Source organism: Candidatus Dadabacteria bacterium, assembly GCA_026708565.1.
GTDB lineage: Bacteria > Desulfobacterota_D > UBA1144 > Nemesobacterales > Mycalebacteriaceae > Mycalebacterium.
The window spans coordinates 1-19415 of record JAPOUR010000053.1 but is presented as its reverse complement, the minus strand read 5'-3'; the positions used below and the strand labels follow the sequence as shown (position 1 = coordinate 19415).

Genomic DNA, 19415 nt, shown 5'->3' with positions numbered 1-19415 from the left:
GCTTAATCCAGATACCTTCTCTTGATTTCCTCAACCGCATGCGGCTCGCCCACAAAAGTAACGGAATCGCCCTCCAGAAGAACCGTCATCGGGCCGGGCACAACCGTTTGACCGCCGCGCCGGACAAGCGCCACCAGACAGCCCGCGGGAAGACTCAAATCCTTGAGCGGCCTGCCCGTGAGCGCATGGGAGGGACGCTCCCACCCGGCGATGTCAACGGAGATTATCTGCTCGCTGCGGGTAAAGATTTCCCTTATGCCGTCCTCTCCGGCGGCGCGCGTCCAGTCGCCGAAAAAGCCCTTGTCTTCAACGATCTTCGCAAGCCCGGCAAGCATTCTGAGGTGAAGGTTTGTCTCGTCCTTCGGGCTGACGAGGAAAAACAGCGCCTTTGCCTTCACCGCCCGCCCTCCGCCGGTGCCGGGCGGTATGCTCACGCCGGCAAGGGAGCGCACTATCGCTATCTCCATCCGGTCAATGCCGTCAAGCCGCAAATGCGGAAGCGCGACGCCCTCCTCGGTAACGGGCGTCATTCCCACGCCCGTGCCGCTTATGAAACCCTTCGCAAGCGCATCGGGGCCCACCCGCCGGACGCGCGGCGCGAGTTCCTCGGACACCATGCGCGCCACTGCCTCAAAATCAAGGTCGGAGCGGTCTCCGAGGTCTATCACCGCGCTGCCCGCCATCAGGCGGTCAAACGGGTCGTCTTTTCTGAGACCCTTTTCCTTGAGTATTTCCCTGAGTTCGGTGTCCAGCCCCTCGTAGCGGGAGCGGCCGAGATTTTCAAACAGGTGGAATATCGCGCCGCCGCGCTTGATCTTGTCGCGCATGTGAGTCCGGTACCACAGCACGCACACCACCACCACCGCCACAGTGAACACCTTGGCGGACAGCCCTACGCTTGCAAAAAGCCACATGGACGAAACCACGCCCGCAATCTGCATCCACGGGTAAAGGGGCGACCTGTATCCGGGGTCGTAGGAGTCAATCCTGCTCTCCCTCATCACAATCACCGAGAAGCACAGAATCGCAAACACCAGAAGTTGAAAGGCGCTTGCGAGTTTCACTATCCTTGCGGGGTCCAGCAGCACAAGCGTGAGCGCGGTGGCGGCGACCGTGAGAACAAGCCCGTAAATGGGCGTGCCGCTCGGCGATATTTTCATAAACACGCGCGGTATTGCGTTGTCCCGGCTCATCGCCAGAGGGTAGCGGGACGCCGTGAGCGTGCCCGCGTTGGCAACCGAAATGAATGCGGCAATGGCGGCAAGGGAGATAAAGTAAAGCCCCGCCTTGCCGAAGATCGCGCTTGCCGCATCCGCCGGAAGCGTGGGGTTTCCAATCAGCCGGTCAAGCGGAACTATCCCCACCATCACCAGAGAGCCGAGGCCGTAAACCAGAACGGAAACCCCCAGCGCGTAGAACATGCCGACCGGAATCGTCCTCTCCGGGTCGCGGACTTCCTCGGAGAGGCTTGTAACCTTGGTTATGCCCGCATAACTGATATACACCATCGCCGAGGTGGACAGCAGGGCTTCGGCGGAAAAGTCTCCGAGGGAGGCGAGGTTTGCGGGCTTAATCTCCGCAACGCCGGAAAAGATGAACACCGAAAGTATCAGCAGAAGCACCAGCACAAGAGACTTCTGAAACCCGCCGCTTGACTTTGCGCCCACGGCGTTGATAAACCCCAGCGCAAGCGAGGCGACAACGGAAAACGGCACAATGTAATCCTTGTAGTCCGGGAAAAACAGCGCGATGTAGTAGCCCATTCCAATAAGGGCGAACGCGGATTTCAGAACAAGGGCGAGCCATGTGCCGATGCCGCCCACAGTGCCGAAAAGCGGCCCCAGAGAACGGTCTATAAAGTAGTATGCGCCGCCCGCCCTCGGCATGGCGGTTGACAGCTCCGCGATGCTGAATATGACAGGCACAAGCGAGAGAACCGCCACCATATACGCTATTACCACCGAGGGGCCGAGGCCGTATTCCTTCGCCGCAATTCCGGGCAGCAGGAAGAACCCGGCGCTCAGCGAAGTTCCCACCGCAAGGGCGAAGATGTCTTTCGTTCCAAGTTCCTTTAGCAGTTTTTTTGAAGGTTTTTCCACAGGCAAAAACTCCGCCCCTCACCCCGAAAAAAGAGACACAAGGCTGAATATGGGCAAATACATTGAAATCACTATAACCGAGACCACAACTCCGACAATAAGAATAGCCCCGCTTTCAACGGACGACTGGACGGCGGCGGACAGGGCGTCTGTCTCCTGCATGTAGGTTTCAGACAGTATTTCAAGCATTTGAGGAAGCCGCCCCGACCGCTCCCCGGCGTCCACCATGGAGACAAATATGGCGGGGAAAGCCCCCTTTCCCGCGCCGAACGCCCCGGCAACACCTTCCCCCCTGACCATCCGCCGCGCCGCGGCGACAACCTCGCGGGAGAAAAACCTGTTGGGAGACGCGGACGACACCGCCTCAAGAGCGGACACCAGCGGAACTCCCCCGCGCAGAAGAGACGACAGCGCGCCGCAAAAGCGCGACAGCGCGGACTTGTGCGCCATCTCGCCGAAAACGGGGATGAGAAAGACCGCCCTGTCAACAAACACCGCCGCCCTTGCCGACCGCCGGTAAAGAAAAACGGGAACAAGAACGCACAACAGCGCGCCCGCCGCCATCTGCGGCAGGTTGGCTTTCACAAAAAACGCGACATCCGCCACCGCCTGCGTCAGGGCGGGCAGCGGCGCGCCCATGTCGGCAAACACCTGAGTGAACACCGGAACGAGAAACGCCAGCGCGGCAAACAGAACCGCCGCCGCCGTGCCGACCACCACAAGCGGATATATCATCGCCGTCCTGACCTTCTTTCTGAGCAGCTCCGATTTCATCAGACTGTCGGCAAACCGCGTCAGTATGCCGCCCATTGACCCGCCCGCCTCGGCGGCGCGGACAAGGCCCGTATAAAAAGGCGCAAACGCCTCGGGGCTTTTTTCCATCGCATCGGAAAGGCTCTCGCCAGCGCGGACGGCATCCAGTGTGCGCCGTAGCGCCTTTTTGAAGCGCGTGTCAGTCTCCTGCTCAACCAGAACCTCAAGGGCGCGGGAGATTTCAATGCCCGCCCCCACCATCACGGAAAATTTCCTTGTGAAGCCGTAAACCGCCGCCGGGGGTATCGCGCCCGTATGAATCTCGGTTGACAGGAGGGCTCTGAGGCGCGCCGCAAAACCCGTCCCGCCTTTTGAAATCCCTTCCCGAACAAAAACAGGCATAACTACTTCTCATCCGCGGGAGTGTTTTTCAAAACCTCTTCGGCGGTGGTTACTCCGCGTTTGAGTTTGAGGACGGCGTTTTCCCTCATTGTGCTCATGCCCGCGCGGGACGCCCATTTTCTCATGTCGCTCAGGGGAGCGCCCGAAACTATCATCTCCCTGAGTTCGGCGTCAACGACCGCCACCTCATACACCGCCTCCCTGCCCCTGTAGCCGAGGTTTGAGCAGGCGGGGCAGCCCGCCCCCTCGCGCAAACCGTCCCGGATTCCGGCAAACTCCGGGGAAACCGGCGCGGACGGGGAGAGGGGACGGCTGCAACGCTCGCAGATGACGCGCACAAGCCTCTGCGCCGCCACCGCCCGCAGGGACGAGGCGACCAGAAACGGCTCAACCCCCATGTCCAGCAGGCGCACGACCGCCGAAAGCGCGTCCGTGGTGTGGATGGTTGACAGCATAAGATGCCCCGTAAGGGACGCCTTGACCGCTATGTCCGCCGTTTCGCGGTCGCGTATCTCGCCCACAAGAATCACATCGGGGTCCTGCCGGAGAAAAGACCTCAGGCATTCGGGAAAGGTAAGCCCCACGGCTTCCCTGACCTGAACCTGACTTATTCCGGGCAGGTTGTATTCAATGGGGTCTTCGGCGGTGATGATGTTTGTCTCCTCGCTCTTTATCTCCTCAATGACGGAGTAAAGGGTCGTGGTCTTTCCGCTTCCCGTGGGGCCCGCGATAAGCACCATCCCGTTTTCCGCGCGGACGGATTTTTCAAAATCCGCGAGCTGGGCGTCTGTAAAACCGAGCTTGCCCAGACTGAAGTGCAGGGGCCCCTTGTCCAGAATTCTGACGGCAACCTTCTCGCCGAATATGACGGGAACAACCGAAATCCTGCACTCAAAACTGCGCCCGCCGGATGCGCGGAAGTTCATGCGCCCCTGCTGCGCGCGCCTTTTTTCGGCTATGTCAAGTTCGCACATAACCTTCAGCCTTGAGGTCAGCGCGGGCGCAATTCGCGGGGGAAACCTGTGAAACACATACAGCACGCCGTCAATCCTGTATCTGACCCTGAGTTCATTCTCATACGGCTCAATATGTATGTCGCTCGCCCTCTTTGAAAACGCCTCCTCTATTATTGAGTTTGAAAGCCGCACCACCGGAGACGAGAGAGAAACGTAGTCGTGCTTCGGGGGCGCGCCGTCCTCCGGAGAGCCGGTCTCCGCCGAGGCTTCATTGGCCATACGCCTGATTGAGTCGGGAGAGAAAACCCCTTCCGCCTCCTCCCCGCCGCCGTATCCGCTTTCAATAAGGGAGCGCAGCGTTTCCGGGCGGACGGAAACCAGACTCACCGGCGCGCCGCAGCGGAACTTCACATACTCAAGCACATCGGCGGACGCGCCGCCCGCCGCCACCGCCACGGCAATCCTCCCGTCGTCCGTGCGGACGGGGACCGCGCCGTGCTCTCTCGCAAAACTTTCGGGAAACATCTCAAGCAGCCCGCGGTCGGTTGAAACCGCCGGGGTGTTTTCAGGCAAATCGCTCATGTCGGGGAGAACTGAAATATATCAAAAAACGCCGCGCTCCGCAGAAAAAATTTCCCGTTGCGCCCGTTTAATGTTACTGTTTGAAAACCGCTTCCGCGCAGATGACCTTTCAGAAACTCATACTCTCCCTTCAGGACTTCTGGGCAAGCCGGGGATGCGTCATCGCCCAGCCCTACGACACCGAAAAGGGCGCGGGAACTTTCAATCCGCACACATTCCTAAGATGCCTCGGACCTGAGCCGTGGAGCGTGGCGTATGTTGAGCCGAGCAGAAGGCCCGCAGACGGCAGATACGGCGACAACCCCAACCGGCTTCAGCACTACTACCAGTTTCAGGTTCTCATCAAGCCCGCCCCGGACGACATACAGGACTTGTATCTCAAGAGCCTCTCCCACCTCGGCATAGACGCGGCGCGGCACGACATCCGGTTTGTGGAAGACGACTGGGAATCTCCGACCCTCGGCGCGTGGGGGCTCGGCTGGGAGGTGTGGCTGGACGGGATGGAAATAACGCAGTTCACCTACTTTCAGCAGGCGGGCGGCATAGACTTGAATCCGGTGTCGGCGGAGATCACCTACGGGACGGAAAGGATAGCGATGTATCTGCAGGGGGTGGACAATGTGTTTGACCTCAAATGGGAGGGAGACATTTCCTACGGCGAGATGCACAGGGAGAGCGAGTTTGAGTTCTCAACCTACAACTTTGAAGAGGCGGACACAGCGGCCCTTGCGGAGCTTTTTCCGCAGTTCGGCGCGGAGTGCGTGCGCCTTGCGGAAAAGGGGCTGCCGCTTCCGGCGTATGAATACTGCATGAAGTGCTCCCATGTGTTCAACCTGCTTGACGCGCGCGGCGCGGTGGGAATAGCGGAGAGGGAGACCTACATAGCGCGGGTGCGCGCCCTGGCGGGCGCGTGCGCCGGGGCGTGGCTGAAAAAACGCGAAGAGATGGGCTTTCCCCTGCTCGCAAAAGCAAAGCGATGAAAAAAGACTCTTTCACCAAAGGAGCGGCGGACAAGACGCAAGGGGGCAAACTTCTCCCGTGCGCGGAAGCGGGGCGATGAAAAAAGACCTTTTTATTGAACTGGCGGTGGAGGAAGTCCCGTCCGGAATGTCTCCGCAGATAGCGGACGGACTCAAAAGCGGTTTTGAGCGGCGGCTCGGGGAGCTTGCGGTCGGGTTTGACAAAGTGGTGTGTTTTCACACTCCCCGGCGTTTCGCCCTTCTGGTTTCCGGCGTCACCCCCCGCGCCGGGGATGTGACGGTTGAGAGTTTCGGGCCCTCCGAAGCGGCGGCGTTCGGCGCGGACGGCTCTCCCACAAAGGCGGCTCTCGGCTTTGCAAAAAGCAAGGGCGCGCGGGTGGAGGAGCTTGAGGTCGCCGAAAGGGAAAAGGGCAGGTTTCTTGTTTTCAGAAAAAAGACAAAGGGCGGCGAGTCCGGCGGCATTATAGCCCGCGCCGCGCCGGAGGTCATAAGGGGCGTCCGGTGCGCGAAATCAATGAGGTGGCGGGAGGACGCCGCCGCGTTTGCGAGGCCCGTAAGGAAAATCTCCTGCTTTTACGGCGGCAGGCCGCTCAGGATTGAGATGGACGGAGTGCCGTTTTCCGCATCGGTGTCGGGGCACAGGTTTGCGGGCAAAAAGCCGTTCAAACCGGCGGACTGGCGGTCGTATCTGTCGGGGCTGAAGAAAAACTTTGTCATTGCCGACCCCGATGAGCGCATGAAAGCGATAGAGGCGGGGGTGAAGGCGGAAACGCGGCGGCTTGGCGGCGTTTACCGGAAAGACCCCGAACTGCTTGAAACCGTGCGCGGGCTTGTGGAGCATCCGCTTGTGCTGTCCGGCGAGTTTGAGAAAAAGTTTCTGAACCTGCCCGCCGAAGCGCTTACCAGCGTGATGAAGAGCCACCAGAAATACTTTCCGGTTTTTTCAAAGTCGGGCGGGCTTCTGCCTTATTTCGTGTTTGTGTGCGGAACGCCCGTGAAGGACGCGGCAACGGTCATCCGGGGCAACCAAAGGGTGCTTCGCGCAAGGTTTGCGGACGCGGAGTTCTTTTATTCCGAAGACCTGAAAACGCCTCTTGAAAAGAGGGCGGGGGAGCTTGAAAAGATGGTCTTCCTGTCCGGGCTGGGAAGTTATGCGGACAAAACGGCGCGTTTGGAAAAAGTGGCGGCAAAACTCGCCCGGATGGCGGGGAAAACGGGGCTTGATAAAACCCTGAAACGCGCCGCAAAGTTGTCAAAGACCGACCTTGCGACACAGATGGTGTTTGAAATCCCCGAACTTCAGGGCGTCATGGGAAGGCGCTACTGCGAAGCGGCGGGAGAGGACGCCGGTGTGTGCGCCGCGATTGAGGAGCAGTATATGCCGACTGCGAGGGACTCCGCCCTGCCCCGCACGGACGCGGGCGCGATACTGGCGATTGCCGACAAAATTGACAATATATGTTCGTGCTTTTATCTCGGAATGAAGCCCAGCGGCTCGTCCGACCCGCTGGCGCTGCGGCGGCAGGCGATAGGGCTGATAAACATCGCGCTTGACCGGGGGCTGGATTTCAGCGTCCCGGAACTTGCCGGTTTTGTGTTGAAGACCCTTGAGAAAGCGCCCTACTCCGACAAACCGGCGGCGAAAACGGATGAGATTTGCGCCGAAGTGACGGACTTCATAGCGGGAAGGTTCAGGGGCGTGATGGTTGAGAGCGGGGCAAAGGCGGACTCCGTTGAGGCGGTCATATCGGCGGGCTTTGGCGGTCTTCCGGAGTGCCGGGAGCGGCTTGCCGCCCTTGAGGAGGCGAGGAAGTCAAAATCGTTTGCGGCGGTGGCGGCGTCTTTCAAGAGGGTGGTCAACATAGCGGGGGAGAGCAAAGGCGGGAAGGTCAGCGCGAAGTTGTTTGAGAAAACGGAGGAGAAAAAACTGCTCGGCGCGATTGAGAGGATTGAGAAAGCAACCGGCGGCGGACTCGCCGGTCATCTGAAACGGCTTGAGGGGCTGAAAAATCCGGTGGACGGGTTTTTTGACGCGGTGATGGTGATGGACAAAAACGCAAAGGTAAGAAACAACCGCCTTGCCCTGCTTGCGCGGGTGAAGGATTTATTTTTCAGGGTCGGGGATTTGTCAAAGATAGACAGATAGCGCTACAGTGGAAGCGGATATTGAGAAGGGTAAACCGGAAAGCCTTTCACTTCCCGTCTGAAATCAGACCCAAATTAACGCTTTCGCCGCTTGGAAGCGTGAGATTGCCAAGGTCGCCATTAGAACCGGCATGGTCTATTGTCAGGCTGAGCAACCTGCCGTCTTCGTCAAAATCCAGAAATACATTGTCCTTGATTTGAAGGGTCTCATCGGCTCTTCCGTCCAAGAAGTCAAACAGAACCGTGTCAGTGTCCGAAAAGTACGAAATCTTCATGCAGTGTGTAACCTCCTATCTTGAATCCCCTGTCAAAGAAAACATTAAAAACCGTTTCCCCGTCCTCCAGCAAGACAACTCTGAGAATCTTCCCGACCTCATCAACTCTTCCCCACAGCCTTATCCTGCCGTTTGATTGTATCTCCCTGTGAATGGGGTTGTCAATTACGCGCCGTATCCACTCATCCTTGATACTCCGGCGGTCAGGGCGTTGATTCCTGATGCGCCGGAAGTAAGGGGAAAACTTCATACCGCCCCCTCATGACGCATACGCCACAGCCCGCGTCTCCCTTATAACCGTCACCTTTATCTTGCCCGGATAGGTAACCTCATCCTGAATCTTTTTCGCTATGTCCCTTGAAAGCGCCTCGCTCTCACCCTCATCCACGGCGGTGTGCTCCACTATCACACGCAACTCCCTGCCCGCCCGGACGGCAAAACTCTTGCTGACGCCCGAAAAGGAATTGGCTATCCCCTCTATGTCCTCAATCCTCTGGACGTACTTCTCGTAACTCTCCTTTCTTGCCCCCGGACGCGAAGCCGATATGGCGTCCGCCGCCTGAACCAGTATTGAAAGCACATCCGTAACGCGCGAGTCATGGCTCTGGGCGACCGCGTTCACCACACGCTCATCCTCCTTGTATTTCTTCGCAAGGTCCGCCCCTATCTCCACGTGCGAGCCCTCAACCTCATGGTCAACCGCCTTGCCCACATCGTGCAACAGCGCGGCGCGCTTGGCAAGATTCTGGTCGTAGCCGAGTTCCGCCGCCAGCATGCCGCATATAAACGCCACCTCTATTGAGTGGTTCAGCACATTCTGGGAGTAACTCCTCCTGTATTTGAGCATCCCCACATGACGCACAAGTTCGGGGTCCATATCGTGTATGCCGAGGTCAAAAACCGCCTCCTTGCCCGCCTTCTTTATCTCCTCGCCTATCTCCTCCTCAACATCGGACACAATCTCCTCAATCCTCGCCGGATGAATCCTGCCGTCCTCTATGAGACGGTTGAGGGAAACCGCCGCAATCTCGCGGCGCAGGGAGTTAAGACTGGTGAGAACCACCGTGTCGGGCGACTCGTCCATCACGAAATCAACGCCGGTTCGCACCTCAAGCGCCCGTATGTTCCTGCCCTCGCGCCCGATGATCTTGCCCTTGATATCAGGGTCGGGAAGCGCAATCGTGGACGAGGTGTTTTCCGCCGTGTATGAACCGGCATACCTGTGAACGGCAAGCGCAACCGCCTTCATCGCGGTATCCTTCGCATCGTTTTCCGCCGCCTCCTCTATCTCCCTCGCCCGCAGAGACGCCTCTTTTTTCGCCTCCTCCTCAATGGAGCGCATCATGTCCGCCTTGATCTCCTCGGCGGAAAGCCCGGACAACTCCTCAAGACGCCGGGTCATGTCGCGTTTCATCCCGTCCACTTCCGAATGCCTCTCCTTGAGAGACTTCTCAAGCGAGTCAAGACTGTTGCGGCGGCGGCTCAAGTCCATCTCCTTTTCCTCCGCCTCCTTCATCTTGCTGTCCGCGCTTGCCCGCGCCTTTGCCGCCTCCTGCTCAAGCGAGGCGGACTGCCGCCGCCTGTCCTTCTCAATACGCTCAAGGTCGCGCTTGTTCCTGCGCGTCACATCGGCGGACTTGGACTTGGCGTTTTCAACTATTTTTGCCGCATCCCTCTTCGCCCTTTCAATTATCTGCGAGCCGAGCGCGCCCTTCCTTGCAAGCGTCTGCCTCTCCTTTGACGAGATGATCAGGTGGTGGATTACAAAACCCGCCGCAAAGCACACAACACCGGCGACAGCAGCCGCCATGAAAACCGATTCAAACATTTTTTTCACCTTCCCTTTTGGTTTGGACGCCAAACACGCCCTCCTCTGTTACGATAAAACCCGCGCGTCTGTCGTGCGACTCCGCCGGAATTTCAAAACTGACCAACTGAAACGAATACGCCGCGCCGCAAACCCTCGCCGGGTCAACACCCTCGGTCGCGCGGTCGTAAAACCCCTTCCCTGAGCCGACCCTGAAACCGAAGCGGTCAAAGCACAGCCCCGGAATCACCATCAGGTCCAAGCCGGAGGGAAGCGCCTCGCGCCCCGCGTCAACTGCGGGCTCCGGAATTGAAAAACTGCCGGGCGACAGTTCGTCCGTTGACCGGACTTCAAAAAAGCGCAGCCCCTCCGGGCAGACCCTCGGAAAAAACGCCCTCTTTCCCGCCGCCCTGATGAGGGGAACGGCGGCGGACAAATCAACCTCGCCCGCATGCGCCGCATACAGCGCAATGGTGTGTGAAGACTCAAACAGCGCCCCGCCGCACAGGTTGGCGACAACGCGCGCGCTCAAATCCGCGAGAACAGACGGCGGCTTGCCGTTTCTTATGCTCGCGTAGCGCCGGCGGATGTTCTGTTTTGTGAGGCGGCCGCCACCGCCGCCGGTTTCCGGCTCTTTACCCGTCTCCCTTTCTCTCGGCTCCATAAGCCATCTTGAGCTTGGTGAACTTTGAGATAAGAGACTTGTCCACAACCTGCCGGAGTCGCTCGTCGCGCTCCCGTTTTGAATTCTCAGCGTCCTCAATTTGCTCCCTCGACATGATCAGTTCTTCGGCTATGCCAAGAGCGGCGTAGAAGATAATATCGGGAATGCGTCCGCTCATAGTCCTCTTGAGGTCTGCGGACACCTCCTCCACGCGCTTCTCCAGAAGTTGAGCCGCGTTTTTCACACGCTGCTCATTCTCCGGTTCGGTTCTCACGCGGAATCGGGCCCCGAAGGCGTTTATGTCAACATCCCGCACGGGTTACGCCCTCGTCCTCATGTGTTCCCTGATTTTTCCGGACACGTTTTCCAATCTTCTTCCAAACTCACGTCTCTCACGCTCAAGCCTCTCAACAGTGTTTCTCAACTCCCTGTTTTCCATAACAAGGTCTTCATAATCCTCCGCCAACTCTTCGGCGAGTTGCGCGCATCTGAGAACCGTGTTTTCAAGGCCTGAGTCCATAGCCGTAATTTGTCCATTTTAATGCTTTCTTGTAATTTGTTCAAGGTATGGGAGCATACCGGACTGCTATGCTGAGCCCCGCGACCCTGAAAACGCTTGATGAAACCGAAGCCGGATACCGCGACAGCGAGAAACGGCTTTCACGCCCCGGAATCGCCCCCGAAGAGATTGTGAAACTGTCAAGGGAGATGTCCGCGGCGGAGGAAACCGTCCGCGCATACGGGCGCTACAGGGAGATACTTGAGCGCATAGACGAGAACACGGCGCTTCTGGAAGACGCCGAACTGCGCGAACTCGCCCGCGCGGAGATAGAGTCGCTTGAGATTGAGCGCGAGCGGTGCGAGAAAAACCTTGCCGAACTTCTCGCGCCCAAAGACCCGGACGACACCAGAAATGTCATCCTTGAGATACGCCCTGCCGCCGGGGGGGAGGAAGCCGCGCTGTTTGCCTCCGACCTTCTGGGAATGTATTCCAGATACTGCGAAAAGAGGGGCTGGAAAGCGGCCGTCATCGGCCTTGCGGAAACGGAACTGGGCGGCGTAAAAGAGGCGGTCGTAACAATTGAGGGCGCAAACGTGTTTGAGAGCATGAAGCACGAGAGCGGCGTTCACAGAGTCCAGCGCGTTCCGGCGACGGAAACGGGCGGGCGGATACACACGTCAACGGCAACCGTGGCGGTTCTCGCCGAGCCCGAAGGGGTGGAGGTGGAGATAGACGACAAAGACATAAAGGTTGACACCTACAGGGCGTCCGGCCCCGGCGGGCAGCACGTGAACAAGACCGACTCGGCGGTCAGGATAACTCACATTCCCACGGGCATCACGGCGCAGTGCCAGAGCGAGAGGTCGCAGCACAAAAACCGCGCCCAGTGCGTCCGGATGCTTCGCGCGAAACTGTATGAGGCGGAAACCGAAAAGCGCGAAAGCGAGAGGGCGGGGGAGAGGAAAAAACAACTCGGCGGCGGCGACAGAAGCGAGAAGATACGAACCTACAACTTCCCCCAGTCCCGCGTTACCGACCACAGAACGGGGCTTTCCCTCTCAAACATAGAGGCCGTGATGAACGGCGGGATTGAAAAACTGGTCGCCGCTCTCAAAAGCAAAGCGGGGGAGGCGCCGCAGTGAACCCCGCAAGCATGGCCGCCGTCTGCCTTTATCTCGCCTCGTCCGCGCTGCTGATACTGTTTATGGCGCTCTCAAATCCCGCCGGATGGATTCGCCGGGCGGGGTTTGCCGCCGGGCTTGCCGGATTTGCCGCCCACACGGCGGGAGTGTGGGCGGCGGTCGCGTCCGGAGAGCCGCTTGCCGGGGGGCTTGCCCGGGGGGTGTTCCTGTTCTCATGGTTCACCGCCGCCGCCCTGCTCGCCATGGGAACGCGGGCGCGCCGCTCGTCTCTCGGCGCGTTTGTATTCACGCTCGCGTTCGCCGCCACTCTGCCGTCCGCCGTTCCCGTTGCGGAATCCGCCGCGCGCCCGGCGGGGGCGCTGGTGCAGACCCATGTCGCGCTGGCGCTTCTTGGGCAGGCGTTTTTCTTCATCGCGTTTGTCGCCGCCGTTTTATACATTGTCAGGGAGGGGCGGATAAAGAGGGGCGCGCTCGCTCCGGACAAAGGCGGGTCTCTGCTGCCGATAACGGGGCTGGACAGGGTTCAGCACATAAGCCTGCTGTGCGGATTCCCCCTCGCCACTCTGGGGCTCGCGCTGGGGTTTGTGTCCGCAAGCAGCGTCTGGGGGGCGGACTGGCAGTGGGGCGGCAAGGTAACCCTGTCGGTCGTAACGTGGCTTATCTACGCCGTCCTGATAAACGGCAGACTGGCGCACGGATGGAAGGGACGCAAGTCGTCCCTTGTCGCCATCGCGGGATTTGCGGCAATTGCGGCGGCGTTTGCCGCCAGTTACGGCCCCTGAATTATCAGATGTAGTGTCCGCCGTTGAGCCTGACGGTGGTTCCCGTAATCCAGCTTCCGGAAGAGGAGCACAGATAAACAACCGCAAGCGCGACATCCTCCGCCGAGCCGAATCTGCCGAGCGGTATGTCCTTGAGGATGGTCGCCCGGATGTCTTCGGGAACGGTCATCAGCATGTCGGTCTCAACAAAGCCGGGGGCAACGGCGTTCACCCTGATTTTGTTTCTGGACAACTCGCGTGCCATGCTTTTGGTAAAGCCGGTTATGCCCGCCTTGGTGGAGGCGTAGTTCGCCTGCCCGATGTTGCCCATCTCTCCGATGATGGATGAAATGGAGACGATTGAACCGCCGTTTTCGTTTGCAAGAAGCGGGTCAAGAACGGCTTTGGTGCAGTTGAAGACGCTTGACAGGTTGGTCTGTATGACCTCGCTCCACTGTTCGGGCGTCATTCTTTTGAGCATTCTGTCTCTGTTGACCCCGGCGTTGTTGACAAGAATGTCAACCTTGCCGAAGTGGTTCACCGCCGCCTTGCCCACGTTCTGGGCCTGGTCAAAGTTTCCCACATCGGCGCGAACGGTAACGCATTTTCTTCCCAGCGCCTCAACTTCCCGCTTTACGGCGTCCGCCGCCGCGTCGTTTCTCGCGTAGTTGAGCAGTATGTCCGCCCCGGCCTCCGCAAGCGCGATTGATATCGCTTTCCCTATCCCCCTTGAGCCGCCCGTAACAACGGCAACCTGACCCTTAAGGTCGTGCAATTTCTCAAGCATGGTTTATTCCTCCTAACCTCTTGTTTGGAACAGGCGACTAATTTTATTGGCGCGGGCGGTTTTGTCAAATCCCCTGAAATTGGAAGCGCATTATTATAATGTTATATTCGCCCCCGCAAGGGTGATGAACGAATTCACGAAATCTCACGGGCTCGGAAACGACTATCTGGTTTTTGAGGAAAAATCCCTTTCCTTTGACCTCACTCCGGAGGCCGTCCGTTTGCTGTGCGACCGCCGCCTCGGCGTCGGGGCGGACGGGATACTGCTTATGGTTGATTCGGAAAAATCCGATTTCGGCCTCAGGATTTTCAACCCGGACGGAAGCGAGGCGGAAAAAAGCGGCAACGGGCTGCGCATTTTCGCCAAATTTCTCCGCGAGCGCGGACACGCGGGGGCGAACGCATTTTCCATAGAGACCCCCGGCGGGGAGGCGCGGGCGGAAACAACCGAAAAAGACGGCGGCGTTTGCGCCGTAACGGTGGACATGGGGCGGGCGGTTTTCAGGGAGGGCGCGGATAAAATACGGGCGGGCGGAAAAAGTTTTGAATTCACCGCCGTGTCGGTGGGCAATCCGCACTGTGTCATTTTCACGGAAAGCCCCAATGCGGACGACACAAAATTGCTGGGGCCGCTTATTGAAAATCATGAGTTTTTCCCCGGCCGCACAAATGTTCAGTTTGCGCGCGCGGTTTCAAAAGACCGTCTTGAAATTTTTATCTGGGAGCGCGGCGCGGGATACACGCTTGCGTCGGGCTCAAGTTCGTGCGCGGCGGCGGCCGCCGCCGTCCGCAAGGGGCTGTGCGAAAGCCCGCTCATCGCGGCGATGCCCGGCGGCGAATTGAACATTGAGGTTTCCCCCGCTTTTGAAATACGGATGACGGGGCCCGCCGAAGAGGTGGCGACCGGAAACTTGAGCGGCGACATGCTCAAAAAACTGTCCGGCATGCGCGGGCGATGAGCGGTTTTGTTCTGTCGTGCGCCCATGTGCTTCCCGTTTCATCCCCGCCGGTCAAAAACGGCGCGGTTGCGGTTGAAAACGGAAAAATAAAAGCCCTCGGCACGGCGGAGGAAATCGGAAAGCGGTTTCCCTCTTTTGCCGTCCGCGAATTGGGGGAGGGTGTTCTTCTTCCCGGCTTTGTAAACTGCCACACCCATCTTGAACTCGGCTGGCTGCGCCCCGAAGGGGGTTTTGAAAGTTTTACCGGCTGGCTTTCACACATCATCACAAAAAAACTGAGGGGACCCGAACCCGGCGAGCTGGAGCGTTCCGTTCGCGGCGGGGCGGCGGAACTTATGCGCTGCGGCGTTACCACTGTGGGGGAAATATCCTCCTACGGCGCGGACGCGGACATATTGAAAAACAGCCCGTTCAGAACGGTTCTTTTCCGCGAGGTTACAGATGGCAAGCCCGCGTTTCCCGCTCGTCTTGAGCACGGCGGGCGGTATGAGGAGCGCATATTTCCGCACGCGCCCTACTCCTGCTCTCCGGAACTTATAAGGGCGGCGTTTGCGCGGTCTGAAAAAGAGAACATTCCGTCGGGAATACATCTTGCGGAAAGCCCTGAGGAGACCTTATTTGTGAGGGGCGGGAAAAACGGCATAACGGAAAAAATATATCCCCTGCTCGGCAAGCCGCCGATGGAGCGGCACACGGCGGACACGCCTTTTGAGTATCTGGAAAAAACCGGAACGGGAAAAACAAAAATCACCCTTGTCCACATGGCGCATGTGACGGACGGGGAGATAAGGCGGGCGGGCGAAAAAAACATGGGCGTTGTTCTGTGCCCCGGAAGCAACCGGTTTTTAGGCACGGGAGACGCGCCCGCGCTGAAATACGCAAAAATCAAAAGAGTGGGCATCGGCACGGACGGGCTTTCAAGCAACACCTCCCTTAATTTTTTCAATGAAATGAAACTCCTCCGCGACATGCTTTTGCCTCTCGGAGAGGATGAAGCCGCAAAAACCGCCGTCCGCATGGCGACCCTCGGCGGAGCGGAGGCGCTTTTTCTTGAAGACAGAATCGGAAGCGCAACCCCCGGAAAGGATGCGGACTTAATCTTCATCAGAACGGGAAAAACCGATGACCCGTATAAGGCGGTCGTCTCCGCAAACAGCGCGGAGACGGTTTCAAGGGGGCGATAGCAAACCGCTCATTCACGGAATTCAAGCAAAAAAGCGTGAATGAGACCCTGATAATGCCGTCCATTCACGCTTTTTTGACATTTTAGCGTGAGTGAGTATCATATCTCCCGTGCCAGTCTCCAAATCTTTGAAAGACAGAATCCAGTTCCTGCGGGATGAATACGCCTCGTTAAAGCCCGGCAGGGAGTCTCTTTTAACCTTAATTGACGAGGCGGAAACGCCTGAGAATGTTTACAACTCCAACGCGATAGAGAACTCCACTCTCACGCTTGGGGAGACGGAGAAGATCCTGATGGAACTTGAACTGTCGCGCAATGTGTCAATGCGCGAGGTGTTTGAGGCAAAAAATCTGGCGCGTGTAATCGCCCACAAGCGCGCCAAGGTTCAAAAAGAGCCGCTGACCGAAGATTTAATACTGTTTCTGCACAATATGCTCATGAGTGGAATTGACGACCCCATAGCCGGGCGGTTTCGTCAAAAAGGCGAGTATGTGCGCGTCGGCACTCACATAGCGCCCCACCCCGAACGTGTTGAGGAGATGATAAACGAAATCCTGCTTTCCTATTCGGGCGACATGAACGGTTATTTTCTGGAAAAGATAGCGAAGTTCCATCTGGACTTTGAAACCGTCCATCCGTTTTGCGACGGCAACGGACGCATAGGGCGTGTAATAATAAACTTTCAGTTATTGGAGTTGGGCTTCCCCCGCATAATTATCCGCAACAGCGACAAGCAGACCTATTACCGGGCGTTTGACGAATACAGGGAAAACGGCAACACAAAGGGAATGGAAAAGATATTATCCCTTGCACTGCTTGAATCCATGCACAAAAGGCTCGCCTACCTGAGGGGAAAGAAAATAGTCCGTTTGTCCGATTACATCAAAAAGCGCAAACTCTCAGCCTCAGCGGTTAGCAATGCCGCCCGCCGTCAGACAGTTCCGGCGTTCCGGGAAAAGGGAGTCTGGAAAATAGAGGGCGGATATGTGAGGGGAAAGAGATGAGGGCGGGGCGGGGTCTGCAAAACAAACTCACCCGTCAAAAACCTTTTTCACATACCCCAGAAACCCGCTCAAATCACAAACAACCTTCCCCTCCCCTTCAATAAACTCCCTGTGTTGCGTAATCAATATCCGCTTGTCGGCATTTATAAGGTCGGCGGTCTTATCCAGCAGGTTCAAATCCTCCGGAGACGGCGAAGTCGTCAACTTTGTATTTACCGCCCATAATTCCTTCCCGAATTGCAGTATCAGGTTTATCTTCCGTTTGTTATCAGCACGGAGGTGGAAAGCGTCATGCGAAACCCCCGCCGTATTCAGCGCTCCCAATATCTGCTCTATAACAAACCCCTCCCAACTTGCACCGGCGGCGGAATGCCCGACAAGTTCATCGAAACCCCCTGTTTTGAGCAGACTGTGCAGCAAACCGGAATCGCGCCAATACACTTTAGAGCGTTTGCTCAGCCGTTTGCCCGTGCCAGTATAAAACGGTTGCAGCCGCCGTATAAGGAAAGCCCCTTCCAGATAGAGCAGATAACTGTTGGCGGTGTGGTAGGAAACCCCCAGCCGTTTGCCGGTTTCAGACGCATTCCATTCTCTTCCATTGTCGGCGGCAAGCAATGAGAACAGTTTTTCGGTCATCCGCCGGTTTGCGGGCAACCCCCATTTGGGCAAATCCCTTTGCGCCATAAGGCCCAAATAGTTCCGCTGCCAGCCGGGGTAGCCGCCGTTTTGCAGGATGCCGCCTTCCGGATAGCCGCCGTAAAGCCATAAATCATTGACCTTTTCCGCGCCGACTTCCTCAAGCAACAGCGGGGTCAGTTCCACAACGGCAAGCCGCCCTGCGAGAGACTGGGGAACCCGCTTTATCAAATGCGGGGAGACCGCCGAACAGGGCAGGAGGAAGCGGCCGTAACGTTTGCGGTCAGCGTCAATGGCACCGCGAAGGCGCGAGAAGACATAGGGGTATTCCTGCGCCTCGTCCAGTATCACGGGGTCCCAGCTTTCGGTAATCTCCTCCCATTGTAGGTCAACTTTGAGGTCTTCTCCCCGCCTTTCCAAGTCAAAGTGACGGTCGGAAAACAGCCGCGCCAGAGTTGTCTTTCCGCTGCTACGGGGACCAATCAGCGCCACGGCGGGGTATTTGGTAAGTAAATCGCTGATTTCATTGTGGATTGCGCGGGTTTGCATAAGGGCATTATAGCAGAGTATTTCTATTTTGCACAGGTGATATTTCTATTCTACACAGTGTTCTCTTCTATTTGAAACACGGTTTTGTTCTATTCTGTGCGGGGCTGGATTGGCTTCTTCACAGGCTCAATGCCACAGTCGCTGTCAGACTCAGCCGCCATCATAATGTTCAGTCTTTCCCGCCCTCCAGAATACTAACCATCTTCTCTTTTTGAAGTAGAAGACAATCAAACAGGCAAGCAAGGCAACAGTAAGCGGAAGATAAAGCGAGCAAACATGTTTATCCGCCAGTGAGCCATAGATATGAAGAGCAACCCCTATAAACACCATGAGAGTGCTGCCGACTATATCAAACAGCAACCCTGCGGTGTTGGGATTAAAACCGTCCAACCACATACCCACAGGCCAATCAGCAATCCTCTTTCCTGTCCGCCCAGTTAGATGCTTAGGACTCAAGACACGAAAGGCATAGCCGCCTATAAGAATGGCTCCGGCAAGGTCAAAGACTAAGCCTATGGTGCTGAGGGGTATCGTAACGCACATCTCTTTATCAACTGGAAGAAGGATCAAGGTTGTAATACTGAATAATAGATTTTTCCAACTCATCTCGTAGTTCTTCAGTATCTTTGAATCTTATTTGGTTGTAGTCGGCAAGGTTAAAACCAACTGCCTTACTGGTCTCTCCATCATTTTCTTTTTGTTTCATCAAGAGAATGAAGTTATCATTACGCCGATTTACTTTTTTGTTTTGCCCCATCAAATATCCGACTTCATGATAGACATTGACATTCCGAGAAGATAAATCTGCAATTAGCAATCCACAATTAGCAATCTGTTCAAGTATCTCGTCTGTGATTTTGTAAGAATAACCAGCCTTAAACATATTCATCTTTATAGGGCGGATAGGTATCTTCAAACCATAATCATTGTTAACTTTGTCAATAACCCCCTTTATTGCCCTATAATGGGCTTCTGATTGTCTTTTCCCAAACTCCATTGAAAGAAAGATCTGTCTAAATCTTTTTTGTTGAAATGATTCGTATATGTCCACAATACTCATAGCCTCGCTTTCTTTAATTTGATATATGCAGTTATCAACAACCCAATTTACAAAAGCATCTAACGATTTTCTATTAGTCGCCAAATCAACATATAGCAAAGCAATTAATAAACCGTAATTTGAATTTTGCGACAACTCTTTATTGCTGTCATAGATAGATTCAACATGAG

The 19415-nt window shown here is 56.8% G+C and carries 20 protein-coding genes; 7 read left to right on the top strand and 13 right to left on the bottom strand.

Going from position 1 to position 19415, the window contains the following annotated elements:
* Positions 1-2 precede the first annotated feature (2 nt).
* From OXF42_06585 to OXF42_06575, 3 genes are read right to left on the bottom strand one after another with little or no spacing between them, the layout of a single operon-like run.
* Complete coding sequence (locus OXF42_06585; protein ID MCY4047749.1) at positions 3-2099, bottom strand: amino acid permease; 2097 nt, start codon at positions 2097-2099, stop codon at positions 3-5.
* A gap of 18 nt (positions 2100-2117) precedes the next feature.
* Entirely contained in the window at positions 2118-3254 is a 1137-nt protein-coding gene (locus tag OXF42_06580) for a type II secretion system F family protein (GenBank protein ID MCY4047748.1), read from the bottom strand.
* A gap of 2 nt (positions 3255-3256) precedes the next feature.
* Positions 3257-4792, bottom strand: coding sequence for a GspE/PulE family protein (locus tag OXF42_06575; protein ID MCY4047747.1), 1536 nt, complete (start codon positions 4790-4792; stop codon positions 3257-3259).
* 101 nt (positions 4793-4893) lie between these two features.
* Between OXF42_06575 and glyQ the strand changes: the two genes are divergently transcribed.
* Together glyQ and glyS are read left to right on the top strand one after the other, a co-directional pair.
* Complete coding sequence (gene glyQ, locus OXF42_06570) at positions 4894-5772, top strand: glycine--tRNA ligase subunit alpha (protein ID MCY4047746.1); 879 nt, start codon at positions 4894-4896, stop codon at positions 5770-5772.
* Between the two features lie 76 nt (positions 5773-5848).
* On the top strand, positions 5849-7918 hold the full coding sequence (glyS, locus tag OXF42_06565) for a glycine--tRNA ligase subunit beta (GenBank protein MCY4047745.1): 2070 nt from the start codon (positions 5849-5851) through the stop codon (positions 7916-7918).
* Positions 7919-7964: 46 nt separating this feature from the next.
* On the opposite strand, the gene OXF42_06560 is transcribed toward glyS, so the two are convergent.
* The 6 genes from OXF42_06560 to OXF42_06535 are packed head-to-tail and all read right to left on the bottom strand — an operon-like array spanning position 7965 to position 11183.
* Positions 7965-8192, bottom strand: a complete 228-nt coding sequence (locus OXF42_06560) for a DUF2283 domain-containing protein (protein MCY4047744.1) — start codon at positions 8190-8192, stop codon at positions 7965-7967.
* The gene (locus OXF42_06555) at positions 8164-8442 is read right to left on the bottom strand and encodes a hypothetical protein (GenBank protein MCY4047743.1); all 279 of its coding nucleotides are present in this window, start codon (positions 8440-8442) and stop codon (positions 8164-8166) included. The genes OXF42_06560 and OXF42_06555 overlap by 29 nt, the downstream gene beginning before the upstream one ends.
* Before the next feature lie 9 nt (positions 8443-8451).
* Positions 8452-10020, bottom strand: coding sequence for a ribonuclease Y (rny, locus tag OXF42_06550; GenBank protein MCY4047742.1), 1569 nt, complete (start codon positions 10018-10020; stop codon positions 8452-8454).
* The gene (locus tag OXF42_06545; GenBank protein ID MCY4047741.1) at positions 10013-10663 is read right to left on the bottom strand and encodes a 5-formyltetrahydrofolate cyclo-ligase; all 651 of its coding nucleotides are present in this window, start codon (positions 10661-10663) and stop codon (positions 10013-10015) included. The genes rny and OXF42_06545 overlap by 8 nt, the downstream gene beginning before the upstream one ends.
* Positions 10635-10979 (bottom strand): cell division protein ZapA, encoded by a 345-nt coding sequence (locus OXF42_06540; protein MCY4047740.1) that lies wholly within the window; start codon positions 10977-10979, stop codon positions 10635-10637. The genes OXF42_06545 and OXF42_06540 overlap by 29 nt, the downstream gene beginning before the upstream one ends.
* A 3-nt stretch (positions 10980-10982) precedes the next feature.
* The gene (locus OXF42_06535) at positions 10983-11183 is read right to left on the bottom strand and encodes a hypothetical protein (GenBank protein MCY4047739.1); all 201 of its coding nucleotides are present in this window, start codon (positions 11181-11183) and stop codon (positions 10983-10985) included.
* A 68-nt stretch (positions 11184-11251) separates the two neighbouring features.
* Between OXF42_06535 and prfA the strand changes: the two genes are divergently transcribed.
* Positions 11252-12307 carry a peptide chain release factor 1 gene (prfA, locus tag OXF42_06530; GenBank protein MCY4047738.1) on the top strand — a complete coding sequence of 352 codons (1056 nt, stop codon included), beginning with the start codon at positions 11252-11254 and terminating at the stop codon, positions 12305-12307.
* Positions 12304-13089 carry a cytochrome c biogenesis protein CcsA gene (ccsA, locus tag OXF42_06525; protein MCY4047737.1) on the top strand — a complete coding sequence of 262 codons (786 nt, stop codon included), beginning with the start codon at positions 12304-12306 and terminating at the stop codon, positions 13087-13089. Before prfA ends, ccsA begins: the two co-directional genes overlap by 4 nt.
* Before the next feature lie 4 nt (positions 13090-13093).
* Here the strand turns inward: ccsA and OXF42_06520 are convergent, their stop codons facing one another.
* The gene (locus tag OXF42_06520) at positions 13094-13855 is read right to left on the bottom strand and encodes a 3-oxoacyl-ACP reductase FabG (protein ID MCY4047736.1); all 762 of its coding nucleotides are present in this window, start codon (positions 13853-13855) and stop codon (positions 13094-13096) included.
* A gap of 79 nt (positions 13856-13934) precedes the next feature.
* Here OXF42_06520 and dapF point away from each other — a divergent pair, with 79 nt between their 5' ends.
* The 3 genes from dapF to OXF42_06505 all read left to right on the top strand — a co-directional run bounded on the left by dapF (position 13935) and on the right by OXF42_06505 (position 17000).
* Positions 13935-14813: a diaminopimelate epimerase gene (dapF, locus tag OXF42_06515; protein MCY4047735.1), complete on the top strand. Its 879-nt coding sequence runs from the start codon at positions 13935-13937 to the stop codon at positions 14811-14813.
* Positions 14810-15997, top strand: a complete 1188-nt coding sequence (locus OXF42_06510) for an amidohydrolase family protein (protein MCY4047734.1) — start codon at positions 14810-14812, stop codon at positions 15995-15997. The genes dapF and OXF42_06510 overlap by 4 nt, the downstream gene beginning before the upstream one ends.
* Before the next feature lie 127 nt (positions 15998-16124).
* A complete protein-coding gene (locus OXF42_06505) occupies positions 16125-17000 on the top strand; it encodes a Fic family protein (protein ID MCY4047733.1) in 876 nt (291 codons plus the stop codon).
* Positions 17001-17027: 27 nt separating this feature from the next.
* Here the strand turns inward: OXF42_06505 and OXF42_06500 are convergent, their stop codons facing one another.
* The 3 genes from OXF42_06500 to OXF42_06490 all read right to left on the bottom strand — a co-directional run.
* Positions 17028-18185, bottom strand: coding sequence for a DUF4143 domain-containing protein (locus tag OXF42_06500; GenBank protein ID MCY4047732.1), 1158 nt, complete (start codon positions 18183-18185; stop codon positions 17028-17030).
* A 150-nt stretch (positions 18186-18335) separates the two neighbouring features.
* The gene (locus OXF42_06495) at positions 18336-18728 is read right to left on the bottom strand and encodes a hypothetical protein (GenBank protein ID MCY4047731.1); all 393 of its coding nucleotides are present in this window, start codon (positions 18726-18728) and stop codon (positions 18336-18338) included.
* Between the two features lie 7 nt (positions 18729-18735).
* Positions 18736-19415, bottom strand: a 680-nt coding sequence (locus OXF42_06490; protein MCY4047730.1) for a hypothetical protein, incomplete at its 5' end; no start/stop codon positions are given.